The organism is Nocardioides deserti (assembly GCF_014266025.1).
Classification (GTDB): Bacteria; Actinomycetota; Actinomycetes; order Propionibacteriales; family Nocardioidaceae; genus Nocardioides; species Nocardioides deserti.
The window spans coordinates 1-22709 of sequence record NZ_JACMYC010000011.1 but is presented as its reverse complement, the minus strand read 5'-3'; the positions used below and the strand labels follow the sequence as shown (position 1 = coordinate 22709).

Below are 22709 nucleotides of genomic sequence, written 5' to 3'. Positions count from 1 at the left end.
GACGGTGCAGGACGGGGCTGAGCAGGCCCGGCGCCGGTCTCGGGCGCGGGCCGGGATTCTGCTGGCACCTTAGTGGCTACCGGCGGGCCATGCTCCGACGCACCTCGCTCCGGACGACCCGGCGCGCCAGCACCCTTCCCCTCCCCGCCGACCACGCGTGGGCGGTGGTGGCGTGCGGCCTGGAGGGGTCGCGGTGGTACGTCGACGCCGGCCCGCTCGTCGTGCGCGGGTTCATCGACCGGCTGGTCGGCGGTGGCGGCCGACGGTGGTCGGTGCCGGGCCGGCCGCTGCTGGTGCGCGGGGACACGGTCGGCTTCTGGCGGGTCTGGGAGGTCACCGACGGGCCCGGGCAGCCGGACGGCACCCGGCGGCTGGTGCTGGTCGCGGACGTGCGCTCGCCGGGCCGGGTCACGCTGACCACGACCGTCACGCCCGACGGCGCGAACGGCTGCCGGCTCGAGCAGGAGGTGCGGCTCGACCCCGACGGGCTCGTCGGGGCGGCGTACCTCCTCGCCGACCTGCCCGCCCGCGAGACCGTCGCGGAGCTGGTCCACCGCCGCGTCGTCGGCGACGTGCTCCAGGGTCGCTGAGGCGAGCGCTCGACGCGCTGGAGCGTGACCTCGGCGGGTGGAGGAGCGTTCTGCAGGCAACCCACCTGCACCCAGGAGCCCGACATGCGACTCCCCGCCCTCGCCGCCGCGACCACCGCGGCCCTCGCCCTGGCGCTCGGCGCCCTCAGCCCGACGCCCGCGGCCACCGGCACCGCGACCAGCGCCGCGTCCCTGTTCTCGCCGCGCCTGGTCACGGTGGACACCCCCACCGACGCCCACAAGGACCGGCTGGCCGCGCTCGGCCTGGACCTCACCGAGCACGCCGGCCACGACTACGTCGAGGTCGTGCTGCACACCCCGGCCGACCTGCTCGCCCTGGTCGCCGGCGGCTTCACCTTCGACGTCCGGATCCCCGACCTCGTGCGCCGCGGGGTCGAGGTCGCCGAGATCAACGAGGCGTACGCCGCCCGGGTCGCGCGCTCGCCGCTGCCCTCGGGCCGCGACACCTACCGGACCCTGGCCGACTACGAGGCCGACATGGCCGCGCTGGCCCGCAAGCACCGCAGGATCGTCAAGCGCTTCGCGCTCGGCCGACCGAGCCTGGACGGCCGCACGATCTACGGCGTCGAGATCGGCGAGGACGTCCGTCGGCCCGCGAGCGGCCGCCCCACGTTCGTGCTGCTCGGGCTGCACCACGCCCGCGAGTGGCCGTCGGGCGAGAACGCGATGGAGTTCGCGGTCGACCTCGCGACGTCGTACGGCAAGGACCGGCGGATCACCCGGATGCTCCGGCAGGCGCGGGTGGTGGTCGTGCCGGTCGTCAACGTCGACGGGTTCCACCTCTCCCGCACCGACGGGGAGTACGTCGACCTGCGGGCGCTCAACGACGTCGACCCGCTCGGCGGGTCGCTGTCGGTGCTCGCCACCCCCGGCCACGCCTACAAGCGCAAGAACTGCCGCGTCCTCGACGGCATGGACACCCCGGACGGCACCTGCCGCGCCTCGCTGACCAGCAGCGGCGGCTTCGGCATCGGCGTCGACCTCAACCGCAACTACGGCGGCTTCTGGGGCGGGCCGGGCGCGGCCGCGACCACCCCGGACCTCGCGAACGTCGAGGCGGGCGTGCTCGACCCGACCTATCGCGGCGCCGCGGCGTTCTCCGAGCCCGAGACGCAGAACATCCGCGACCTGGTGCGCGAGCGGCAGGTCACGATGCTCATCTCCAACCACACCTTCGGCAACCTCATCCTGCGGCCGAACGGGGTCGACCCGGAGACGCTCGGCCCCGATGGCAAGCCGGTCGGCGACGCCCCGGACGAGAAGGCGCTCAAGCGGCTCGGCGCCGCGATGGCGGCGCACAACGGCTACGACAACATCCACGGCTGGGAGCTGTACGACACCACCGGCACGACCGAGGACTGGTCCTACAACGCCACCGGCGGCTTCGGCTACACCTTCGAGATCGGCCCGGACGAGTTCCACCCGCCGTTCCCCGACGTCGTCGACCAGTACCGCGGCGCCGGCACGTACGCCGGCCGCGGCAACCGCGGCGCCTACCTGGTCGCCCTCCAGCACACCATCGACACCGCGCACCACGGCGTGCTGCGTGGGAAGGCCCCGGCCGGGACCGTGCTGCGGCTGCGCAAGGAGTTCCGCTCGCCCACGTGGGAGTCGGCGTACGACGACGTCGTCGACTCGACCATCACCGTGCCGCGCAGCGGGCGGTTCCGCTGGGTGGTGAACCCCTCCACCCGGCCGGTCGTGCAGCCGCGGACCTACCGGGTCGACGGCGTCACCCGCACCACCGCGGGCCGGCGCGAGGCGTACACGCTGACCTGCGAGCGGCGCGGGAAGGTCGTGCAGCGCTCGAAGGTGTTCGTGGACCGCGGGCAGGTCGTGCGGCTCGGCGCCGCCTGCCGGCGGTGAGGACCTAGCCGACCCGGGCGACGAAGGCGAGGACACGCTCGACCAGCAGGTCGGTCGCGTCCTCGTCGTACGTCGCCAGGCCGTTGTCGGCGAACAGGTGCACGTCGCCGGAGTAGGTGAACAGCTCGACCTCGGCGACCCCGGACCCGGCGAAGTCGCGAGCCGCGTCGAGGTCGCCCTCATCGGCGAAGAACGGGTCGGCGTCCATGCCGTGCACCTGCGCCGGCAGCCCCTCCGGCCAGGTGCCGAGCTCCGCCGGTGGCACGAACGACTCCATCAGCACCGCCCCGCGCACCCCCGGCCGGGTCTGCGCGACCAGCTGGGCCGGCAGCACGCCGAGCGAGAACCCGGCCGTCACCAGCGCCTCGGGCAGGCCGGTCGCCGCCTCCCGTCCGCGCTCGAGGACGGTGGCGAAGCCGAGCCCCTGGGCATGGGCGACCCCCTCCTCGACGGAGTCGAAGACCCGCCCCTCGAACAGGTCGGGCGTGTGCACCGTGTGTCCACCCGCCCGCAGCCGGTCGGCGAACGCCCGCACGCCGTCGGTCAGCCCCAGCGCGTGGTGGAACAGCAGGATCTCGGTCATCCGGCCATCGTGGACCCGGGCACCGACAGCGGGCTACCCCCGCCAGGCGTCGCCGGAGAGGTCGGCGTGCGCGCGGACCCACGAGTGCATCGCGATCGCGGCGGCCGCGCTGGCGTTGATGGAGCGGGTCGAGCCGAACTGCGCGATCGAGAACGTCCCGTCGCACGCCTCGCGGGCGGCCTCGCTCAGCCCGGGCCCCTCCTGCCCGAAGAGGAAGCAGACGCGGCGTGGCACGTCGGTGGTCTCCAGGTGCAGCGAGCCGGGGAGGTTGTCGATGCCGAGCAGCGGGACCGGCCCGCCCGGCAGCTCGGAGAGGTACGCCGCCAGGTCCTCGACGGTCGGGTGGTGGCGGACGTGCTGGTAGCGGTCGGTGACCATCGCGCCGCGACGGTTCCACCGGCGGTTGCCGACGATGTGCACCTCGGCCGCGAGGAACGCGTTGGCCGAGCGGACGATCGTGCCGATGTTGAAGTCGTGCTGCCAGTTCTCGATCGCCACGTGGAAGTCGTGGCGGCGGGTGTCGAGGTCGGCCACGATCGCCTCGACGCTCCAGTACCGGTAGCGGTCGACGACGTTGCGGCGGTCGCCCTCGGCCAGCAGCGCGGCGTCGTACTGATCCCCCGCCGGCCAGGCGTCCGGCCCGCCCGGCCACGGACCAACGCCGACCTCGGCCGGTCCGTGCGGCATCGGGTCGTACGGCGCCCGGCGGTCCTCCTCCACGCCCCGCAGCGTAGGTGGCCGACGCGTCCGGCGCCCGGCCGATAGGCTGCGGCCGTGAGCGCGCTCGAGGGAGGCCTGGTCCTCCCCTCGCCGATGATGCTCGGCCTGGACTTCCTGGACCCGCAGTGGCTCCTGTCCCAGTTCGGGGCCGAGCTGTTCTGGATCAGCCTGCTCATCGTCTTCGTCGAGTGCGGCCTGTTCTTCCCGTTCCTGCCCGGCGACAGCCTGCTGTTCGCGCTGGGGATCTTCATCGCCACCGGCCAGATCGACCTCTTCCCCGGCACCCGCCTGGCCGAGCTCGGCATCGCGATGGTGCTGATGGTCGTGGCGGCGTGGCTGGGCAACGTGGTCGGCTACGAGATCGGCCGGCGGATCGGCCCGAGCCTGCGCGAGCGCGACGGGCGCGTGCTGAAGCAGAAGTACTTCGACCAGACCGAGGTCTTCTTCGACCGCCACGGCAACAAGGCCCTGGTCATCGGCCGGTTCGTGGCCTTCGTCCGCACCTACATCACCGTCGTCGCCGGCATCACCGGCATGCCGCGGCGCCGGTTCTACGTGTGGAGCGCCGTCGGCGGCGTCTCCTGGGTCGTCGGCGTGACCTGCCTCGGGTACTTCCTCGGCCACACGGTCCCGTGGCTGGAGAGCAACATCGACCTGATCTTCCTGGTCATCCTTGCCTTCACCGCCGTCCCGATCGCCTACGAGTGGTGGCGCCACCGCCGCACCGACAGCCCCCTCGCCGAGGACAACGACCACGACGGCCGGCCCGACCGCGACATCACCGGCGCCTCCGTCCCGCCGCGCTCCGGCGCCTGAGCGAGCCCCAAGCCCCAGCCCGCATGTAACGCGCTGTTCCCTGCTCTGTCGGCACGCTGCAGCGTGCGGCCAGAGCGGCGGACGTCGCGTTACATGGCCGTACGACGCTCCCGCCGCGCCTCGACCAGGATCAGCACGGCCACCACGGCCGCGCCGACCAGCGCGAGCAGCACCGGCCCGGCGACCGGGTCGTAGGGCGCCAGCAGCGCACCCGGCCCGTGCACCTCGCCGTCGGCGTCCGCCGGCGAGGACTGCCACGGCCAGAGGGCGCGCAGCGACCCGATCATCAGCCCCGCCATCACCAGCAGGGTGGTGCGCCGGTGGTGGTCGAGCAGGTGGTTGAGGAGCCGGACGAACGAGCCGAGGCCGACGGCCGCCCCGAGGGCGAACACCGCCAGGTATCCGAGGTCGCGCTCGTGGACCGCGTCCAGGGTCGTGCCGTAGAGCCCCACGGCCAGCAGGAAGAACGATCCCGAGACGCCCGGGACCACCAGCGCGCAGATCGCCACCGCGGCGGCCCCGAACACGACGTACGGCGCGGGGTCGGCCGTGGTGCCGCCCCCGGCGAGGCCGACGAGGAGGTAGGCGAGGACGGCCGCGCCGACCACGGCCAGCACGTCGAACGTGCGCGAGCGGTGGGCCGGCGGCAGCATCCGGAGCGGGACCAGCACCGAGACCGACACCAGCCCCAGGAAGAGCCCGCGAGCCAGCTCGGGACTGCCGGAGACGAAGGACTCCATCAGCCCGGCAACCGTCAGCACGGCGGCTGCCATGCCGACGAGGACCGGCGCGATGAGCAGCCAGTCGGTGCGGCGCAGCTCGACCCGGGCGGTCCGGAGGCGGTCCGGCCCGGTGACCAGGCACGTGCCGGCGCGCAGCACGTGGGAGGCCGAGTCGATGAGCTGGTCGTAGACGCCGGTGACGAGCGCGACCGTGCCACCGGAGACCCCCGGCACCAGCTCGGCCATGCCGATCAGGAACCCACGGAGCAGGTCCAGCGGCAGCAGCAGGGGCGAGCGGCGCACCGCCACGGTGGTGCCCCCGTCGCCCTGCCCGGCCCCGGTCATGCCGACGCGCGCGCGGCGTCGAGGTCGGCCTTGGTCAGCACCGAGCGGACCTCGAGCCCGAGGTCGGCCAGCGGCTGCTCGCCCTCGGGGCTGCGGTCGATCGCGCAGACCACGACCTCCACGACGGCGCCGGCCTCGCGCAGCGCCAGCGTCGCGTCGCGCACCGCGCCGCCGGTGGTGATGACGTCCTCGACGAGGGTGACCCGCCGGCCCGACACGGCCGGGCCCTCGGCGAGCTTGCAGGTGCCGTACTCCTTGGCCTTCTTGCGCACGAACAGCGCCGGCGTCCCCGTCATCCCGCTCACCGACGTCGCGAGCGGCACCCCGCCGAGCTCGAGGCCGCCGACCAGCTCGGTGTCGTGCGGCAGCAGCTGGACCATCTCCCGCGCGACCCGCTGCAGCAGGATCGGGTCGGCCTCGAAGAGGTACTTGTCGAAGTACTCCGGCGCCACCTGGCCCGACCGGAGCGTGAACGTCCCCGTGAGGCGGCAGCAGGCGTCGATGTCGGCGGCGAGCGAGTCGTCGGTGGTGGTCACGCGCGCCATTGTCGCGTACGCCGCCCAGGCCGGCCGCCTGCGTACCCCACGCTGCGTACCCTGGCGAGCGTGGTGACTCCCCGGACGTCCGCCCGCACTGCTGCCCGCCTGGCCGGCATCCCGCCGACGATCTTCACCGAGATGTCCGCGCTCGCGCAGCGGACCGGGTCGGTGAACCTCGGGCAGGGCTTCCCCGACCTCGACGGGCCCGCGTCGGTCATCGAGGAGGCGGCCGCGGCGCTGCGCAGCGGGCGCAACCAGTACGCCCCGGGCCCCGGCGTCCCCGCGCTGCGGCAGGCGGTGGCGCGCCACCAGCAGCGGCACTACGGCCTCGAGCTCGACGCGGACACCGAGGTCGTCGTGACCACCGGCGCCACCGAGGGCATCGCCGCCGCGCTGCTCGGCCTGGTCGACCCCGGCGACGAGGTGGTCGTGCTCGAGCCCTACTACGACTCCTACCTGGCGATGATCCAGATGGCCGGAGGAGTACGCCGCCCGGTCACGCTCCGCGCGCCGGACTTCCGTCTCGACACCGACGGCCTCCGCGCGGCGGTCGGCCCGCGCACGAAGCTGATCCTGCTGAACTCCCCGCACAACCCGACCGGCACCGTGCTGACCCGCGACGAGCTCGCCGCGGTCGCCGCGGTCGCGATCGAGCACGACCTGGTCGTGGTGACCGACGAGGTCTACGAGCACCTCACCTTCGGCCACGAGCACGTGCCGCTCGCGACCCTCCCGGGCATGCGCGAGCGGACGCTGACGCTCTCCAGCGTCGGCAAGTCCTGGTCGTTCACCGGGTGGAAGGTCGGCTGGGCGACCGGCCCGCGCGAGCTCGTCGGTGCCCTGCTGGGTGCCAAGCAGTGGCTGACGTTCACCTCCGGCGCGCCGCTGCAGCCGGCGGTCGCCCGGGCGCTCGACGAGGAGCCGGAGTGGCCCCGCGAGCTGGCCCGCGACCTGCGCCGGCGCCGCGACCTGCTCTGCGCGGGGCTGGCCGAGGTGGGGATGGACGTGCGGGTGCCGGAGGGCACCTACTTCGCGATCACCGACGTGGCGGCGTACGGCTGGGGCGACGGGCGGGAGTTCTGCCTCGCCCTGCCCGAGCGGGCCGGCGTGGTCGCGATCCCGGCGGTGGCTTTCCACGACGACCTGGAGGCCGGGCGGCACCTGGTGCGCTGGGCGTTCTGCAAGGAGGAGTCGGTCATCGAGGACGGCCTCGCGCGGCTGCGCGAGGCCGACCTCAGGGCCTGAGCCGGCGGGTCAGCCCCAGGGCTGGCTGGTGCCCGGCGGGAGCGGCTGGCCCGGCTGCTGACCGGGCTGCTGGCCGCGGCGGGCGAACCAGTCGCCCGCGCCGCCGGCGAAGAGCAGGATGATCGTGGCGACCGAGGCGATGAACGGCACCGCGGAGACGACCGACAGGATGCCGATCAGGCTGAGCAGGGCGCTGATGGCGGCGCTGACGACCAGCAAGATCCGGGCGACGTTGGACCGGCGCATGACCAGCACCGCGAGCACGCAGGCGATCACGGACCAGATGAAGAGCACGGCCATGACCACGGTGAAGATCGTGGCCAGCTCGTTGCCGCTCGGCATGTCGGTGCCGTTGAAGGCCGGGTCGTCCTCGATCGCCCTGCGCAGCTCGTCGGAGAACGACTCGCGTGCCACCGCCAGCGCGGCGGTCGCGAGGCCGAAGAGCAGGGCGGACAGGCCGGCGCACACGAGCGTGATGACGGCGGCCGCGGTGACGGTGCCGGGCCGGCGGTCCGGGTCACCGCCACCGGTCGGCCCGTAGCCACCGGGGCCGGCGCCGTAGGGCGAGCCGGCGGGGCCGGAGCCGTAGGGCGAGCCGCCGGCCGGGCCGGAGCCGTACGGGGAGGACGGCTGCCCCGGCGTCTGGCCGTAGGGGTTCTCGCTCGGCGGGGGAGGTCCGTAGGGAGAGTCGCTCATGAGGACCACTCTTCCAGACACCCGCCACGGCCGGCGGCCGCCCGGGTCAGCGGCGCGCGGCGAACGCCCGCGCGTCCGGACGGGCGAGCAGCACCAACGTCGCGACGCAGATGCCGAGCGGGACGAGCACGATGACGTTGCCGCTCAGCACGCTCACCAGGCACAGGGCGGCGGCCACCGACGCCGAGACGACCAGGGTCAGCCGGGCCCAGCCGGCGCCGCGCCAGGCGAAGCCGGCGACCACCGCGGCCACCACCGACCAGACCACGACGACGACCCCGGCGGCCACGACGGCCTCGCGCAGGGTGGACGCGGACAGGTCGCGGTCGCCGACCTGCGGGTTGCGCCGCAGCTGGTCGAGCACGAAGTCCGGCGCGACCAGCACCACCAGCACCACCATGCCCATGCCGATGGCGGCCAGGCCGGTGCCGGCCCAGGTCAGCGCGCATGCCCAGACCAGGCTCGAGGGGCGGGCGCCCCCACTCGCCGAGGAGTACGCCGCCGGCGACTGCCCCGAGCGGGACTGCGCCGCGTGCCGGGCGCCCTCGGGCCGGTCGGCGCTCGCCGGCGTGCCGAACCCGTGCCACGCCCGCGGCTCCGACGCCCCGCCGGCGGGCTGGTCCTCCGCGGACGGCGGCGACGCGGTGCCCGGCGCCTCCACCCGCCGCTCCGAGGCTTCGGACGACCCCCAATCGGACGAGCGGTCCCGGTCCGGACGTGCCCGCTCGGGCCGGGCCGGCGGCTCGGTGCCGTCGAACCAGGCCCGCGTCGGCTGCATCCACAGCACGACCACGGCGGCGGACACGACCGCGGAGACGAACCCGCCGACGGCCATGCCGGTCAGGAACAGCGGCACCGCCAGCACCGACAGCGCCAGCCGCGCGCCGCGGGAGCGCTGGAGGACGTAGTAGCCGAGCACGGCGGCGGCCGTCGCGCAGGCGGCGGCCGTCATCGTCAGCACCCGCAGCGCGTCCAGGACCTCGGCGGTGCCGAGCCCGAGCCCGTCGCCGGGCGGGACGGCGAGGAAGCCCTCGACGGACTCGCGGGTCTCGAGGCTGGTGAGCCCCGAGACCCGCTCGAAGGCCGAGAGCACGACGAACACCGAGCCGACCATGATCATCCAGGCCGACAGCGTCGCCTGGCGGGGACGGACCGGCTGCGTGCTCATGCCGATCAGTCTCCCAGGTCAGCCCGCGCGCAGCTCCAGGCCCTCGCCGCCGACGTCGACCGAGACCGAGCCACCGTCGGTGACCTCGCCGCCGATGAGCATCCGCGCGAGCGGGTCGCCGATGGCCGACTGGATGAGCCGGCGCAGCGGACGGGCGCCGTACGCCGGGTCCCAGCCCTTCTCGGCCAGCCAGGACTTGGCGGCCGGGCTGACCTCGACGGCGATGCGCCGCACCGCCAGCCGCTGCTCGAGCAGCGCGAGCTGCAGGTCGACGATCCGGGTCAGGTCGGCGAGCGACAGTGCGTCGAAGGTGACGATCTCGTCGAGCCGGTTGAGGAACTCCGGCTTGAACGACGAGCGGACGACCGCCATCACGGACTCGCGCTTCTTCTCCGGGTCCAGCGTCGGGTCGACGAGGTAGGTCGAGCCGAGGTTGCTGGTGAGGATCAGCAGCGTGTTGCGGAAGTCGACCGTGCGGCCCTGGCCGTCGGTGAGCCGGCCGTCGTCGAGCACCTGGAGCAGGATGTCGAAGACCTCCGGGTGCGCCTTCTCGACCTCGTCGAGCAGCACGACGGAGTACGGCCGGCGCCGGACCGCCTCGGTGAGCTGGCCGCCCTCGTCGTAGCCGACGTAGCCGGGAGGCGCTCCGACCAGCCGCGAGACCGCGTGCTTCTCGGAGTACTCGCTCATGTCGATGCGGACGATCGCCCGGTCGTCGTCGAAGAGGAAGTCCGCGAGCGCCTTGGCCAGCTCGGTCTTGCCCGTGCCGGTGGGGCCGAGGAAGAGGAACGAGCCGGTCGGCCGGTTCGGGTCGGCGATGCCGGCCCGGGAGCGGCGCACGGCGTCGCTCACCGCGGTCACCGCCTCGCGCTGGCCGATCAGCCGCTCGCCGATGACCTCCTCCATCCGCAGCAGCTTGGCGGTCTCGCCCTCGAGCATCCGGCCGGTCGGGATGCCGGTCCACGCCTCGACGACGTCGGCGACCTGCTCGGCGCCGACCTCCTCGCCGACGAGCGGCTCGAGGGTCGAGGTCTGCGCGGAAGCGGCGGACTCGATCTGCCGCTCCAGCTCGGGGATCCGGCCGTAGAGGATCTCGCTGGCCTTGCCGAGGTCGCCCTCGCGCTGGAGCCGCTCGGCCTCGATCCGCAGCTGGTCGAGCTGGCGGCGCAGCTCGCCCTCGCCCTCGAGCGACTGCTTCTCGGCCTCCCAGCGGGCCTCGAGCGCGCGCAGCTCCTCCTCGTGGTCGGCGAGGTCGGCGCGGAGCCGCTCGAGCCGCTCGGCGGAGGCCTCGTCGCTCTCCTTCGCCAGCGCGAACTCCTCCATCTTCAGCCGCTCGACGGCGCGGCGGAGCTGGTCGATCTCCTCGGGCGAGGACTCGATCTCCATCCGCAGCCGGCTGGCGGCCTCGTCGATGAGGTCGATCGCCTTGTCCGGCAGCTGGCGGCCGGGGATGTAGCGGTCGCTGAGGGTGGCGGCGGCGACGAGCGCGGCGTCGGTGATCCGGACGCCGTGGTGCGCCTCGTACTTCTCCTGGATGCCGCGCAGGATCTGCACGGTGTCCTCGACGCTCGGCTCGCCGACGAAGACCTGCTGGAAGCGGCGCTCGAGGGCGGGGTCCTTCTCGATCCGCTCGCGGTACTCGTCGAGCGTGGTCGCGCCGATCATGTGCAGCTCGCCGCGGGCCAGCATCGGCTTGAGCATGTTGCCGGCGTCCATCGCCGAGTCGCCGCCGGCGCCCGCGCCGACCACCGTGTGCAGCTCGTCGATGAACGTGATGACCTGGCCGCCGGCGTCCTTGACCTCCTCGAGGACGGCCTTGAGCCGCTCCTCGAACTCGCCGCGGTACTTCGCGCCGGCCACCATGGCAGCCAGGTCGAGGCTCAGCACGCGGCGGCCTTTGAGGGAGTCCGGCACGTCGCCCGCGACCACACGCTGGGCGAGGCCCTCGACGACGGCGGTCTTGCCGACGCCGGGCTCGCCGATGAGGACGGGGTTGTTCTTGGTGCGCCGGGACAGCACCTGCACGACACGGCGGATCTCGGCGTCGCGGCCGATGACCGGGTCGAGCCGGCCGTCCTCGGCGGCCCGGGTGAGGTCGACGGAGTACTTCTCGAGCGCCTCGTACGTCGACTCGGCGTCCTGGCTCGTCACGCGCCGGTTGCCGCGGACGGCGGTCAGCGACTCGCGCAGCCCGTCGGCGGTCAGCCCCGCCTCGGTCAGCACGGTGCGGGCGCTGCTCTCGACGGTGGCCAGCGAGATCAGCAGGTGCTCGGAGGCGACGTAGTCGTCCTTCATCGAGGCGGCGAGGTCGAGCGCGCCGGCCAGCACCCGGGTCAGCGCGGGGGACGCCGCGGGCTGCTGGACCGTGGCGCCGGAGGCCGCAGGCAGCCGGTCGCGCGCGGTGGCCGCGGTCCGCACGAGGGCGGCCGCGTCGACGCCGGCCTTGCCGACGAGGTTCGCCGCGGTGCCGCCCTCCTGGAGGAGCAGCGCGACCAGCAGGTGGATCGGCTCGGTGGCCGTGTGGCCGGCGGTGGTGGCGGAGAGCTGCGCGGCCTCGATGGCCTCGCGGCTGCGGGTCGTGAACTTCTCGGCACCGAACTGGCTCATGGGTGGGATCTCCTGCTTCTCGGTGGTCTAGCGACCTGAGTGGGGACCAGTGTGGTCGTCGCTGGGCACAACGCGCCAGGAGTTGAGTCTGTTCCACTCAACTTCGATCTCTTTGCGCAGGTCGGAGTGGGTGCGACCAACCACCCCAGCCGAACGGGGGGCTGCCTAGTCCGGGCGGGTCATTTGCCGCGGATGGGGCTGCGCGGCGGCACCCCGGTCCTAGATTGCGTCGCGGGGACCCCGGCCTGGCCGGGGCAGGGGGAGGAACAGATGACGGCCGACACGGCCGCCGGCGGGGCGAGCCTGCTCGCGCACGGCGTGCACTGGACCATCGTCCTCGGCGGGACCGCCGGGATGGTGGCGCTGGTGCTGCCGTCGCTGCTCGACAGGTTCGCCCCGCGCCTGGCCCGCTTCGTCGACCCGGGGCCGCGGCGCCCGCGCGACGAGCACGAGCGGCGGGTCCACGAGGTGCGGTGGCACCTGCTGGCCGGCGCGCCCAGCGGCGTACCCACCGCCACGCCGTTCTTCCCCAGCACCACCGGGCACCCGGGCACGTCGACCGAGCGGCCGTCGTACGCCGCCTCCCTCACCGTCCCCGTCGCGCTGGCCGCCGGCCTGGCGGCCGCCGGGGTGCACGCGGCCGTGGGCGCGGCCCACCTGTCCGGGCAGCCGCTGCTCGGCTCGCTGTTCGCCCTCTGCTCGCTGGCCCAGCTGGCCTGGGCCGCCCGGCTGCTCCAGGCGTCGTCGACCACGGTGGTCACGCTCGGGCTGGTCGGCAACGCCGGCCTCGTGGCGGCCTGGCTGGTCACGCGGCTGCCGGTGCTGCCGCTGCCCGGGGCCGGCTCCGAGCCGCTCGGGGTGTGGGACGTGCTCGCCGCCGGCTGGGAGGTCGCGGTCGTCGTGGCCTGCGCGTCGTTGCTGGCGACCGGCTCCGCCGCGACCCGGCCGGCCGCGTGGCGGGCCTGGCGGCCCGCAGCCCGCGGCGTCCTCGTCGGCTCCGTCCTGCTCCTCGTCCTCACGTCCACGAGCGGAGTGCCCGCATGATCGAGTCCTGGGTCGTCGGCCTGGTCTGCAACACCGTGATCATGGTGGCCTACCTGTTCATCAGCGTGGCGATCGTCGTGCCGCTGTGGCGCAGCCACCAGCTCCGGTCCAACCCCCTGGGTGCGGCCACCGCCGCGATCTTCCTGTCCTGCGCGGTCCACCACGGCGCGCACTCGGTGCACATGCTGATGCCGACCTTCGACATCGACGTCGCCGCCGGCTACGCGATGCGCACCGCCTGGGGCTGGCCGCTCGCGATCTCCGACGTCGTCGGCGCACTCGTCGGCCTCTGGTACTGGTCGCTGCGCCGCACCTACGCCTCGCTCATGCAGGGCGCCCAGCTCTTCGAGGACCTGCGCCGCCGCGAGCAGCAGGCGCTCGAGCTCAACGACACCGTCCTCCAGGGGATGGTCGTCGCGAAGATGGCGCTCGACCTCGACGACACCGCCAAGGCGCACGACGCACTCAGCACCTCGATCGACTCCGCCAGCCGGATCATCACCGACCTGCTCGGCAGCCAGCACTTCGACGTCGACATGACCCGCAGCGCGCCGGCCGACGTGAGCGCGCCCGCCCCTGTACCCGCGCCTGCACCCGCCCCAGCCGCTGCCCCTGTCACCGCCCCTGTCACCGAGAGGCCCGCCCCATGACCGCCGCACCCGAGATCGAGCCGCGCCGGGTGGTGATCGTCGACGACACCGCCGACCTGCGCGAGCTGCTCCGGCTCGCGCTCGTCCGCGGCGGCTTCGACGTCGTCGCCGAGGCCGGCGACGGCCGCGCCGGCATCGAGGCCGTCCGCGAGCAGCGCCCCGACGTCGTCCTGCTCGACCTCTCCATGCCCGTCATGGACGGCCTCGAGGCGCTGCCGACCATCCGGCGCCTCGCCCCCCAGGCCAAGATCGTGGTGCTCTCGGGCTTCGGCGCCACCCAGATGTCCGCGCGCGCCATGGCCGCCGGCGCGGACGGCTACGTGCAGAAGGGCGCCTCGCTCACCTCGATCCTCGACTACGTCCGCGACGTCGCGGCCGGAGGCCTGGTGCGCGCGCCCCGCTCCCTCTCGGCGGTCCCCGCACCGCCGAGCACCGCTTCCGAGGAGCCCGACGAGATGACCGCTGACGACCCGAGCGGGGACACGCTCACCGTCGACGAGGAGCCGCCACGACGGCCGACGGTGCACGCCGCCGACACCAGCGAGCCCGCGCACCCGCCCGTCGGCGCGCACGTGTCGTCGTGGGAGGCGCTCGGGATGGCGCCGTACGGCGTCCTCGAGCTGGCCGACGAGCCGCTCTTCCGCGTCGTCTACGCCAACACCGTCGCCCAGCGGCTGCTCGTCGAGCGCTGCGCGCCTGGCACGCCGCTGTCGCTGGCCGCGCCGCAGCTGGCCGGCCTGGTCGCCTTCCACCGCCTCGACAACGACGCGTCCTTCGAGGTGGTCCTGCCCGGCGGGGCGGTCCGAGCGACCCTGCGCCGCACCGGCTGGTCGGTGCTGGTCTACCTCGACTCCGCCTCCGACGACGTGGGACTGCTGCGCCGCGCGATCGCCACCACCGCCCACGAGATCCGTGGCCCGGTCGCGGTCATCTGCGGCATCGCGGAGACCATCGGCTGGTCCGGCGCCGACCTCGAGGCCGAGCAGCGGGACCGGCTGATGGCCTCGGTCGCGCGGCAGGCACGGATGCTCGACAGCATCACCGCCGACCTCCTGACCGCGGCGCAGATCCAGCGCGGCACGCTGCGCATCGACCTGCAGACCGTCGACCCGCGCACGGTCGTCGAGTCGGTGGTCGCCGACCGCTACGACGTCGAGGTCCGCATCGACGACGACCGCCAGGTGCGCGCCGACCCGGTGCGGTTCGAGCAGATGCTCACCAACCTGCTGAGCAACGCGCACAAGTACGGCGCCGCGCCGTACACCGTCCACGTCCGGCCCGACGGCGACCTGGTCTCCATCGACGTGGTCGACTCCGGCGACGGGGTGCCCGAGGAGTTCCGCGGCTCGCTGTTCCGCGAGTTCACCCGCGCACACGGCACCGTCGCGACCGGCACCGGCCTCGGTCTCTACGTCGTGCGCACGCTCGCCGAGGCGCAGAGCGGCCGGGCGACGTACGCCCCCGGCCCCTACGGCGGCTCGGTCTTCACCATCAGCCTGCGCCCCTGCTGACCGACCCCGACCGCTCCAAGACCCTCCCGGCCCCCGCCTCGTGCTGCCACCTGTGCGCCCCAGCGCACGCTCAGCAGCACGAGGCGGGCGGGAGAGCTGTCGACGGGCTAGCGACCGCGGCGCCAGACGACGACGGCGGCCGTGGGGTCCGGCGAGCGGAGGACCGGCAGCTTGTTGGCCACGACGTCGGTACGCCGCGCGGTCAGCGCCTGGCGCAGCGCGTCGCGGGTGGCCTCGAGCTCGGCGTGGAGCTCCTCGTTGCGCGACTGCAGCGCGAGCACCTGGTTCTGCAGGTCCATGATCCGCCGGACCCCCTCGATACCGATCCCGGCCGAGGTCAGGGCGGCGATCTCGCGCAGCCGCTCGATGTCGCGCGAGGAGTAGCGCCGCCCGCCGCCGCCGGTGCGGCCGGGGGTGATCAGCCCGAGCCGCTCGTAGGTGCGCAGGGTCTGCGGGTGCAGGCCGGTCAGCTCGGCCGCGACGCTGATGACATACACGGCGGAGTCGGGGTCGATCGGGGCGAACATGCGTTCAGACATCGGGGCCCCCTCGGCGTTGTTCGACGGAGGAGCGAAGCGGGGGAGGCGAAGAACGTCGTGGGGTGAACTGCACGGCGGAGTCGGGGTCGATCGGGGCGAAGAATCGGTCAACCACGGCCGCCTCCCTCAGGCGCTCTCGAACAACCCGGCCCGCAGCGGCTTGCCCGCCATCGCCGCACGGTAGGCCTCGACCGCCTCGCGCGCCGCCGCGTCGAGCACGGCCGGGACCTGCACCTCGACGGTCGCGAGCAGGTCGCCCCTGGTGCCGTCCGGCTTCGGGGCGCCCTTGCCGCGCACGCGGAACGTGCGGCCGTTCGGGGTGCCCGGCGGGACCCGGAGGGTGACCGGGGCGCCGTTCAGCGTCGGAATCTTCACCTCGGCCCCGAGCGCGGCCTCGTCGAAGGAGACCGGCACGTCGAGGGTGAGGTTGGCGTCCTTGCGGCCGAAGATCCGGTGCGGGGAGACCTTGACGGTGACGTAGAGGTCGCCGGCCGGGCCGCCGCTCTCGCCGGCCGCGCCCTTGCCGCGCAGCCGGATCCGCTGGCCGTCCTTGACGCCGGCGGGGATCCGGGCCTGGATCGTGCGAGCCGAGGTGCCGCGGCCGCTGCCGTGGCAGGTCGGGCACGCCTCGTCGTAGACCAGCTGCCGGCCGGCGCAGCGGGGGCAGGTCTCGTTGATGGCGAACGCGCCGCCGGCCGATGCCACGACGTACCCAGCGCCCTCGCACTCGGGGCACACCTTGGGCTTGGTGCCGGGCTTGCCGCCGGTGCCGGAGCAGTCGGGGCAGGGCGCGTCGGAGGACATCCGCAGGGAGACGGTCACGCCCTCGATCGCGTCGACGAACCCGATCGTCGCGGTGGTCTCGACGTCGGCGCCCTTCGCGGGGCGCCGCGCCTGCTGGGTACGGCGTCCGCCGGCGCCGCCCCCGAAGAGGTCGCCGAACATGTCGCCGAACCCGCCGCCCCCGCCGGCCCGGTCGCGCAGCAGGTCCTCGAGGTTGAAGCCGCCCGCGCCACCGCCTCCGAAGCCACCGCCGCCGAAGCCGCCCCCGCCGCGGAAGGCGCCGGAGCCGTAGAGGGACCGCATCTCGTCGTACTTCGCGCGCTTCTCGGGGTCGCCGACGACGTCGTACGCCTCGGCCACCGCCTTGAACTTCTCGTGCTTGGCGGTGTCACCGGGGTTGGAGTCGGGGTGGTTGGCGCGCGCGAGCCTGCGGTAGGCCTTCTTGATCTCCTCCGCCGTCGCGTCCTTCTTCAGGCCCAGCTCGGCGTAGAAGTCCTTCTGGGCCCAGTCGGCCCGGAAGCCGTCATCGGTGCTCACGCGCGCCTCCCTCCCGTTCTCGTGGTGTTGCTGCTGCTACTGCGGCGGGTCGACGACCAGGACCTGGGCGGCGCGGACCACCCGGTCGCCGATCCGGTAGCCGGCCTTGGCGACCACCTTGCACGTGGTCACCTCGACCTCGGCGTCCTCGCCGAGGTGGCTGAGCGCCTCGTGCAGGCTCGGGTCGAACGCGTCGCCGGGGGTGCCGAACTTGGTCAGCCCCAGCCGCTCGACGGTCCGCTCGAGCTGGTCGGCGACCGCCTGGAAGCCGGCCTCGAGCTCGCCGCCGGAGTGCTGCGCCGACTCACGGGCCCGGTCGATGGTGTCGAGGACCTCGATGATCGGGGTGAGGGCGGCGTACGTCGCGTTCTCCCGGATCAGCTCGCGGTCCCGCTCCACGCGGCGCTTGTAGTTGACGAACTCGGCCTGCAGGCGCTGCAGGTCGGCCGTCCGCTCCGCGAGCTCCATCTGGGTGACGGTCAGCTCGTCCCGGGCCGGGTCCGGCTCGCCGGGGGTCTCCCCCGCGGGCTGGTCGTGGACGTCCTCGGGAGCCAGGTCCGGCCCGGGCTCGGTCGGGGTCTCGGCGACCCCCGCCTCGTCCACGTGGCCGGCCGCGTCGCCGGTGACCGGGTCGACCGGGTCGTCGGTCATCGGGTCGGTCGTCGGCGGGGCGTTGATGTCCTCGGGCTCGGGCTGCTTGTGCGCGTCGGTCACTTCGACTCGCCCTCGCCGGCGTCGGTCTCGTCGACCACCTCGGCGTCGACGATGTCGTCGTCGGCCTCGCCGGTCGCGCCCGCGGCGCCACCGGCGGCGGAGGCGTCGGCCTCGGCCGCGGCGTACATCGCCGCACCCATCTTCTGGCTGGACTCACCGAGCTTGGTGACGCCGGCCTCGATCTCCTCGGCCGAGGCCTCGGAGTTCTCCAGGATCGCCTTCAGCGCGTCGACGTCGCCCTGGACCTCGGTCTTGACCTCGTCCGGGATCTTGTCGCCGTTCTCGGCGAGGAACTTCTCGGTCGTGTAGACGAGCTGGTCGGCCTGGTTGCGGGCCTCGACCGCGGCGCGACGCTTGGCGTCCTCCTCGGCGTACTGCTCGGCCTCACGGACCATCCGGTCGATGTCGTCCTTGCTCAGCGCGGAGCCGCCGGAGATCGTCATCGACTGCTCCTTGCCCGACGCCTGGTCCTTCGCGGTGACGTGGACGATGCCGTTGGCGTCGATGTCGAAGGTGACCTCGATCTTCGGCACGCCTCGCGGAGCGGGGGGCAGCCCGGTCAGCTCGAAGTTGCCGAGCGGCTGGTTCTGCGACCACATCTGGCGCTCGCCCTGGGCCACCTTGATCTCGACCGACGGCTGGTTGTCGTCGGCGGTCGTGAAGATCTCCGAGCGCTTGGTCGGGATGGTGGTGTTGCGCTCGATCAGCGTGGTCATCACGCCGCCCTTGGTCTCGATGCCGAGGGACAGCGGGGTGACGTCGAGCAGCAGGACGTCCTTGACCTCGCCCTTGAGGACACCAGCCTGGAGCGCGGCGCCGAGCGCCACGACCTCGTCGGGGTTGACGCCCTTGTTGGGCTCCTTGCCGCCGAGCAGCTCCTTGACGACCTCGGTCACGGCCGGCATGCGGGTCGAGCCGCCGACGAGGACCACGTGGTCGATCGTGGAGACGCTGACGCCGCCGTCCTTGAGGACCTGCTGGAAGGGCTTCTTCGTGCGCTCGAGCAGGTCGGCGGTGAGCTTCTGGAACTCGCTGCGGGTCAGCCGCTCCTCGAAGTGCAGCGGGCCGGACTCGCCGTGGGTGATGTAGGGCAGGTGGATCGTGGTCTCCGAGGAGGAGGAGAGCTCGATCTTCGCCTTCTCCGCGGCCTCCTGGAGGCGCTGCTTGGCGATCTTGTCGGCCGCCAGGTCCACGCCGTTGGCGTTCTTGAACTTGGTGACCATCCACTCGACGACGCGGGCGTCCCAGTCGTCACCGCCGAGGTGGTTGTCGCCCGAGGTCGCCTTGACCTCGACGACGCCCTCGCCGATCTCCAGCAGCGAGACGTCGAACGTGCCGCCACCGAGGTCGAAGACGAGGATCAGCTGGTCGTCGCCCTTGTCGAGGCCGTAGGCCAGCGCGGCCGCGGTGGGCTCGTTGACGATGCGCTGGACGTTGAGGCCCGCGATCTCGCCGGCCTCCTTGGTGGCCTGGCGCTGGGCGTCGGAGAAGTACGCCGGCACGGTGATGACCGCGTCGGTGACCGGCTCGCCGAGGTAGGCCTCCGCGTCCCGCTTCAGCTTCTGCAGCACGAACGCGCTGATCTGCTGCGGGGTGAAGTCCTTGTCGTCGATCTTCTGCTTCCAGTCGGTGCCCATGTGGCGCTTGACCGACCGGATGGTGCGGTCGACGTTGGTGACGGCCTGCCGCTTGGCGACCTCACCGACGAGGACCTCGCCGGACTTGGCGAACGCGACGACCGACGGGGTGGTCCGGGCGCCTTCCGCGTTCGCGATGACGGTGGGCTCGCCGCCCTCCAGGACCGACACGACGCTGTTCGTCGTGCCGAGGTCGATGCCGACCGCACGTGCCATGGGATGCAACCTCCGCTTGCTCGGGTGAACTGCTGTCTGTCTGGGGTGTGTCTGGGGTGTGCCTGAGGATGTCTTCGGGTGGTGCTGGGGACCGGCACGCGAGGCGCCGGAAGTCTGGGTCAGAGTCTGGCAGACAACTTGAGTCCGTCCAACTCAACTTTGCTCGCTGGGTTCAACGGAAGGTCTCGCGGAGTTGTTCCCGGGCCCAGCGACTTCTTTCGACTCCTGCTGGATCCTGCGGTCGTCGCGGTCCCGGGGTCGCCGGGCGGGGCGCGGGTCGTGTGCCTGAGGGCGCGCCCGACCGCGTCGTGGGGCACACGACCGCAGCGGTCCCGCGGGCGGGGAGGGCGTCAAGGGCGTCAGGCGTCGGCGGAGGCCCGGGCCACGAGCCGGGCGACGAGCGCAGCGGTCGCGGGCACGGCGTCGGCGCCGGGTCGGTGCACGAGCCCGACGTGGCGTCGACCGAGGGCAGGGAGGTCGACGACCGCGACGTCGGGATGACGGTACGCCGCGAGCGCGGACGCCGGGAGCACCGTCACGCCGAGCCCGCGGGCGACGAGGTTCTGCACGACCACGTAGTCGTCGCTGGAGTGCCGGACCGCCGGCTCGAAGCCCGCCGCGGCACACCGCTCGACCAGGTGGGTGCGGCAGCGCACGCAGCCGCCGATCCAGTCCGCGTCGGCGAGCGCGGCCAGTCCGCGACGGCCGGGGCCGCGCCGGCCCGGCGGGAGCACGAGGTGCACCGGCTCCTCGAGCAGCGGTCGCCAGGCCAACGCACCGAGGCCGGCCGGCGGGCCGTCGTACCCGAAGGCGAGCGCGAGGTCGGCGTCCCCCGCCGAGACCGCGGCGAGCGCCTCTGGCGGCTCGCCCTCCTGCAACCCGACCTCGACGCCCGGGTGGTCGGCGGCCAGCGCGCCGACGGCGTCGGGGACGAGCGTCGCGGCCGCCGACGGGAACGCCACGAGCCGCACCCGACCGCCCCGCAGGCTGTGCAGCGCGGCCAGCTCCTCCCCGGCCGCGTGCAGCTCGGCCGCGACCACGTCGGCCCGGCGCAGCAGCGCCTCGCCCGCCTCGGTCGGGGCGACGCCGGCCGGTCCGCGCAGCAGGAGCGGCCCGCCCACGTCGCGCTCCAGGCGGGCGAGGTGCTGGCTGACCGCGGGCTGGGTCCAGCCGAGCTCACGGGCAGCGGCGCTGATCGACCCGGCGCGCGCGACGTCGCGCAGGAGGAGCAGGCGGCGAGGATCGAGGGCCATAGGCACAACTTATGCCGACCCCTACGAGGACGGGGATTCCCTTGGGTGCGTCGCGCCGCCACGCTGGTGCGCATGCAGACCATCGGACTCGTCGGCGGCATGTCCTGGCACTCGACCGCCACCTACTACCGGCTCATCAACGAGGAGGTCGCCGCACGGCTCGGCGGCCACGCCTCGGCCCGGATCTCCCTGCAGTCCCTGGACTTCGCCGAGGTCCGCGCCTGCCAGGAGCGCGGCGACTGGGCCGCCTCCGGGGACCTGCTCGCGGACGCCGCCCGACGCTGCGAGGCGGGCGGCGCCGACCTCGTCGGGCTCTGCACGAACCTCATGCACAAGAACTTCGCCGCACTCGCCGACGCCGTCACCGTCCCGGCCGTCCACATCGCCGACGCGGTCGCGGCCGTCGCCGCCCGCCAGGGCTGGACGACGCTCGGCCTGCTCGGCACCCGGTGGGTGATGGAGGAGACGTTCTACGCCGATCGCCTCGCCACCCACGGCATCGGGGTCGTCGTGCCGGACGAGCCCGACCGGGCGATGGTCGACCGCGTCGTGTTCGACGAGCTGACGCGCGGCGTGGTGCGGGCGGAGTCGCGGTCGGCGTACGTCGCCGTCATCGACGACCTGCGCGGTCGCGGCGCCGACGCGGTGGTGCTCGCCTGCACCGAGATCGGCCTGCTCGTCGGGCCGGACGACGCTCCCCTGCCCGTCGTCGACTCCACCGTCGCCCACGCCTCGCTGCTCGTCGATCTCGCGCTCGGGCCCCACCCCGCACCCGCGTAGGGCACGATCGGGGCATGCGCCGGTCCGCGATCGCCTCGGTCGGGCTGGTGGCGTGCCTGGCGCTGGGCGCCTGCAGCGAGGGGTCGGAGCCGGACGGCGCTCCCCCGGCCACGCCGACCACACCGACCGCGCCGACCACACCGACCGCGTCGGCCACGCCCAGCAGCACCCCGGAGCCCGAGCCCGAGCCGGTGCGGCGGGTCTCCCCCGACGACGTGCGGGTAGCGACGGCGGTCGCCGCGGTCGAGCACCTCGCGGGCCGGATCGGCCCGCGGCCGGGCACGTCGCCGGCGTACCGCCGTGCGGCGCGGTGGGTCCAGGGCCGCCTCGAGGAGCTCGGCTGGACGGTGGAGCAGCAGCCGTTCCGGACGCCGGCAGGCGTCTCGTGGGGCGTGCCGGTGCGGGCGGGGCGGTCGACCAACGTGGTCGCGACCCGCGGGGAGGTCCGGCCCGGGCGGCCGTGGCTGCTGGTCGGGGCCCACCTCGACACGGTCCCCCAGGCGCCGGGCGCGGAGGACAACGCCTCGGGGGTCGGCGTCCTGCTGGCGGTGGCCGAGGCGCTGGCCGGGCGGCAGGCACGGATGCCGGTCGTGCTCGTGGCGTTCGGGTCGGAGGAGCCGCGCGGGCCGAGCGACGACGAGCACCACTACGGCTCACGGGCGTACGTCGCCGGGCTGTCGACCGCCGAGCGCGGCAGCCTCAACGGCATGGTCTCGCTCGACCGGGTCGGCGTCGGGTCGGTGCTGCCGGTGGGGAGCGCCGAGGACGGCGACCCGGTCCAGCGGCAGCTGCTCGCGGCGGCCGAGCGCGCCGGCGTGCCGACGGTCGTGGACAACCAGCAGCGGTCGAGCGACCACTGGTCGTTCGTCCGGGCCGGCCTGCCGGGAGCGCGGCTGGGCAGCACGTCCTACGCGGCGTACCACTCCGCCGCCGACGTCCCCTCCGTCGTGTCGCGCGACCAGCTGCGCCGGACCGCGCGGACCGTCGCGGCCTGGCTGCGCTGACTGTGAGGCTTCCCTCTGCAGCCTGATGGTGCTGGGCTGTGGTTGGCAGCCGCGGGCGTGACTCTTGCACTGACTGGCTTCGTGCCTTTGTGAGGACTTGTCCGCTCGGGGTTGTCGGCCCCG

General features: G+C 73.9%; 21 protein-coding genes. 9 read left to right on the top strand and 12 right to left on the bottom strand.

The features are described 5' to 3' along the window. Nucleotides 1–89 precede the first annotated feature (89 nt). Nucleotides 90–590, top strand: a complete 501-nt coding sequence (locus tag H7344_RS15940) for a DUF2867 domain-containing protein (RefSeq protein ID WP_186346995.1) — start codon at nt 90–92, stop codon at nt 588–590. A gap of 84 nt (nt 591–674) precedes the next feature. Next, nucleotides 675–2477 carry a M14 family zinc carboxypeptidase gene (locus tag H7344_RS15935; RefSeq protein WP_186346994.1) on the top strand — a complete coding sequence of 601 codons (1803 nt, stop codon included), beginning with the start codon at nt 675–677 and terminating at the stop codon, nt 2475–2477. A gap of 4 nt (nt 2478–2481) precedes the next feature. On the opposite strand, the gene H7344_RS15930 is transcribed toward H7344_RS15935, so the two are convergent. Together H7344_RS15930 and H7344_RS15925 are read right to left on the bottom strand one after the other, a co-directional pair. Then, entirely contained in the window at nt 2482–3060 is a 579-nt protein-coding gene (locus tag H7344_RS15930) for a dienelactone hydrolase family protein (protein WP_186346993.1), read from the bottom strand. A gap of 33 nt (nt 3061–3093) precedes the next feature. After that, nucleotides 3094–3747 carry a TrmH family RNA methyltransferase gene (locus H7344_RS15925; RefSeq protein ID WP_186347052.1) on the bottom strand — a complete coding sequence of 218 codons (654 nt, stop codon included), beginning with the start codon at nt 3745–3747 and terminating at the stop codon, nt 3094–3096. Between the two features lie 87 nt (nt 3748–3834). On the opposite strand from H7344_RS15925, the gene H7344_RS15920 reads away from it, so the two are divergent. Further along, entirely contained in the window at nt 3835–4596 is a 762-nt protein-coding gene (locus H7344_RS15920) for a DedA family protein (RefSeq protein WP_229707221.1), read from the top strand. A gap of 89 nt (nt 4597–4685) precedes the next feature. On the opposite strand, the gene H7344_RS15915 is transcribed toward H7344_RS15920, so the two are convergent. Beyond that, a complete protein-coding gene (locus H7344_RS15915; protein ID WP_186346992.1) occupies nt 4686–5663 on the bottom strand; it encodes a DUF368 domain-containing protein in 978 nt (325 codons plus the stop codon). Then, nucleotides 5660–6208, bottom strand: coding sequence for an orotate phosphoribosyltransferase (pyrE, locus tag H7344_RS15910; RefSeq protein WP_186346991.1), 549 nt, complete (start codon nt 6206–6208; stop codon nt 5660–5662). The genes H7344_RS15915 and pyrE overlap by 4 nt, the downstream gene beginning before the upstream one ends. Nucleotides 6209–6268: 60 nt before the next feature. On the opposite strand from pyrE, the gene H7344_RS15905 reads away from it, so the two are divergent. Then, complete coding sequence (locus H7344_RS15905) at nt 6269–7447, top strand: pyridoxal phosphate-dependent aminotransferase (RefSeq protein ID WP_268238561.1); 1179 nt, start codon at nt 6269–6271, stop codon at nt 7445–7447. Nucleotides 7448–7456: 9 nt separating this feature from the next. Here H7344_RS15905 and H7344_RS15900 read toward each other — a convergent pair whose 3' ends face one another. From H7344_RS15900 to clpB, 3 genes are read right to left on the bottom strand one after another with little or no spacing between them, the layout of a single operon-like run. Beyond that, on the bottom strand, nt 7457–8143 hold the full coding sequence (locus H7344_RS15900) for a hypothetical protein (protein ID WP_186346990.1): 687 nt from the start codon (nt 8141–8143) through the stop codon (nt 7457–7459). Nucleotides 8144–8189: 46 nt separating this feature from the next. After that, entirely contained in the window at nt 8190–9311 is a 1122-nt protein-coding gene (locus H7344_RS15895; protein ID WP_186346989.1) for a hypothetical protein, read from the bottom strand. Nucleotides 9312–9329: 18 nt separating this feature from the next. Further along, nucleotides 9330–11918, bottom strand: coding sequence for an ATP-dependent chaperone ClpB (clpB, locus tag H7344_RS15890; RefSeq protein WP_186346988.1), 2589 nt, complete (start codon nt 11916–11918; stop codon nt 9330–9332). Between the two features lie 270 nt (nt 11919–12188). Between clpB and H7344_RS15885 the strand changes: the two genes are divergently transcribed. Genes H7344_RS15885 through H7344_RS15875 form a run of 3 tightly spaced genes read left to right on the top strand, consistent with a single transcriptional unit; the run spans nt 12189 to nt 15123 of the window. Then, nucleotides 12189–12962 (top strand): hypothetical protein, encoded by a 774-nt coding sequence (locus H7344_RS15885; RefSeq protein ID WP_186346987.1) that lies wholly within the window; start codon nt 12189–12191, stop codon nt 12960–12962. Beyond that, nucleotides 12959–13612, top strand: coding sequence for a hypothetical protein (locus H7344_RS15880; RefSeq protein WP_186346986.1), 654 nt, complete (start codon nt 12959–12961; stop codon nt 13610–13612). Before H7344_RS15885 ends, H7344_RS15880 begins: the two co-directional genes overlap by 4 nt. Next, nucleotides 13609–15123: an ATP-binding response regulator gene (locus H7344_RS15875; RefSeq protein WP_186346985.1), complete on the top strand. Its 1515-nt coding sequence runs from the start codon at nt 13609–13611 to the stop codon at nt 15121–15123. Before H7344_RS15880 ends, H7344_RS15875 begins: the two co-directional genes overlap by 4 nt. Before the next feature lie 107 nt (nt 15124–15230). Here the strand turns inward: H7344_RS15875 and H7344_RS15870 are convergent, their stop codons facing one another. The 5 genes from H7344_RS15870 to H7344_RS15850 all read right to left on the bottom strand — a co-directional run bounded on the left by H7344_RS15870 (nt 15231) and on the right by H7344_RS15850 (nt 20802). Beyond that, nucleotides 15231–15662 (bottom strand): heat shock protein transcriptional repressor HspR, encoded by a 432-nt coding sequence (locus H7344_RS15870; RefSeq protein ID WP_186346984.1) that lies wholly within the window; start codon nt 15660–15662, stop codon nt 15231–15233. A 126-nt stretch (nt 15663–15788) separates the two neighbouring features. After that, entirely contained in the window at nt 15789–16982 is a 1194-nt protein-coding gene (gene dnaJ, locus H7344_RS15865; protein ID WP_186346983.1) for a molecular chaperone DnaJ, read from the bottom strand. A gap of 36 nt (nt 16983–17018) precedes the next feature. Continuing rightward, nucleotides 17019–17696, bottom strand: coding sequence for a nucleotide exchange factor GrpE (locus tag H7344_RS15860; protein WP_229707220.1), 678 nt, complete (start codon nt 17694–17696; stop codon nt 17019–17021). Further along, a complete protein-coding gene (gene dnaK, locus H7344_RS15855; protein WP_186346982.1) occupies nt 17693–19549 on the bottom strand; it encodes a molecular chaperone DnaK in 1857 nt (618 codons plus the stop codon). Before dnaK ends, H7344_RS15860 begins: the two co-directional genes overlap by 4 nt. Nucleotides 19550–19908: 359 nt before the next feature. Then, nucleotides 19909–20802, bottom strand: a complete 894-nt coding sequence (locus H7344_RS15850) for a LysR family transcriptional regulator (protein ID WP_186346981.1) — start codon at nt 20800–20802, stop codon at nt 19909–19911. Between the two features lie 72 nt (nt 20803–20874). On the opposite strand from H7344_RS15850, the gene H7344_RS15845 reads away from it, so the two are divergent. Both H7344_RS15845 and H7344_RS15840 read left to right on the top strand, forming a co-directional pair. Beyond that, on the top strand, nt 20875–21582 hold the full coding sequence (locus H7344_RS15845) for an aspartate/glutamate racemase family protein (RefSeq protein ID WP_186346980.1): 708 nt from the start codon (nt 20875–20877) through the stop codon (nt 21580–21582). Between the two features lie 14 nt (nt 21583–21596). After that, nucleotides 21597–22586, top strand: a complete 990-nt coding sequence (locus H7344_RS15840; RefSeq protein ID WP_186346979.1) for a M28 family metallopeptidase — start codon at nt 21597–21599, stop codon at nt 22584–22586. Nucleotides 22587–22709: the final 123 nt, after the last annotated feature.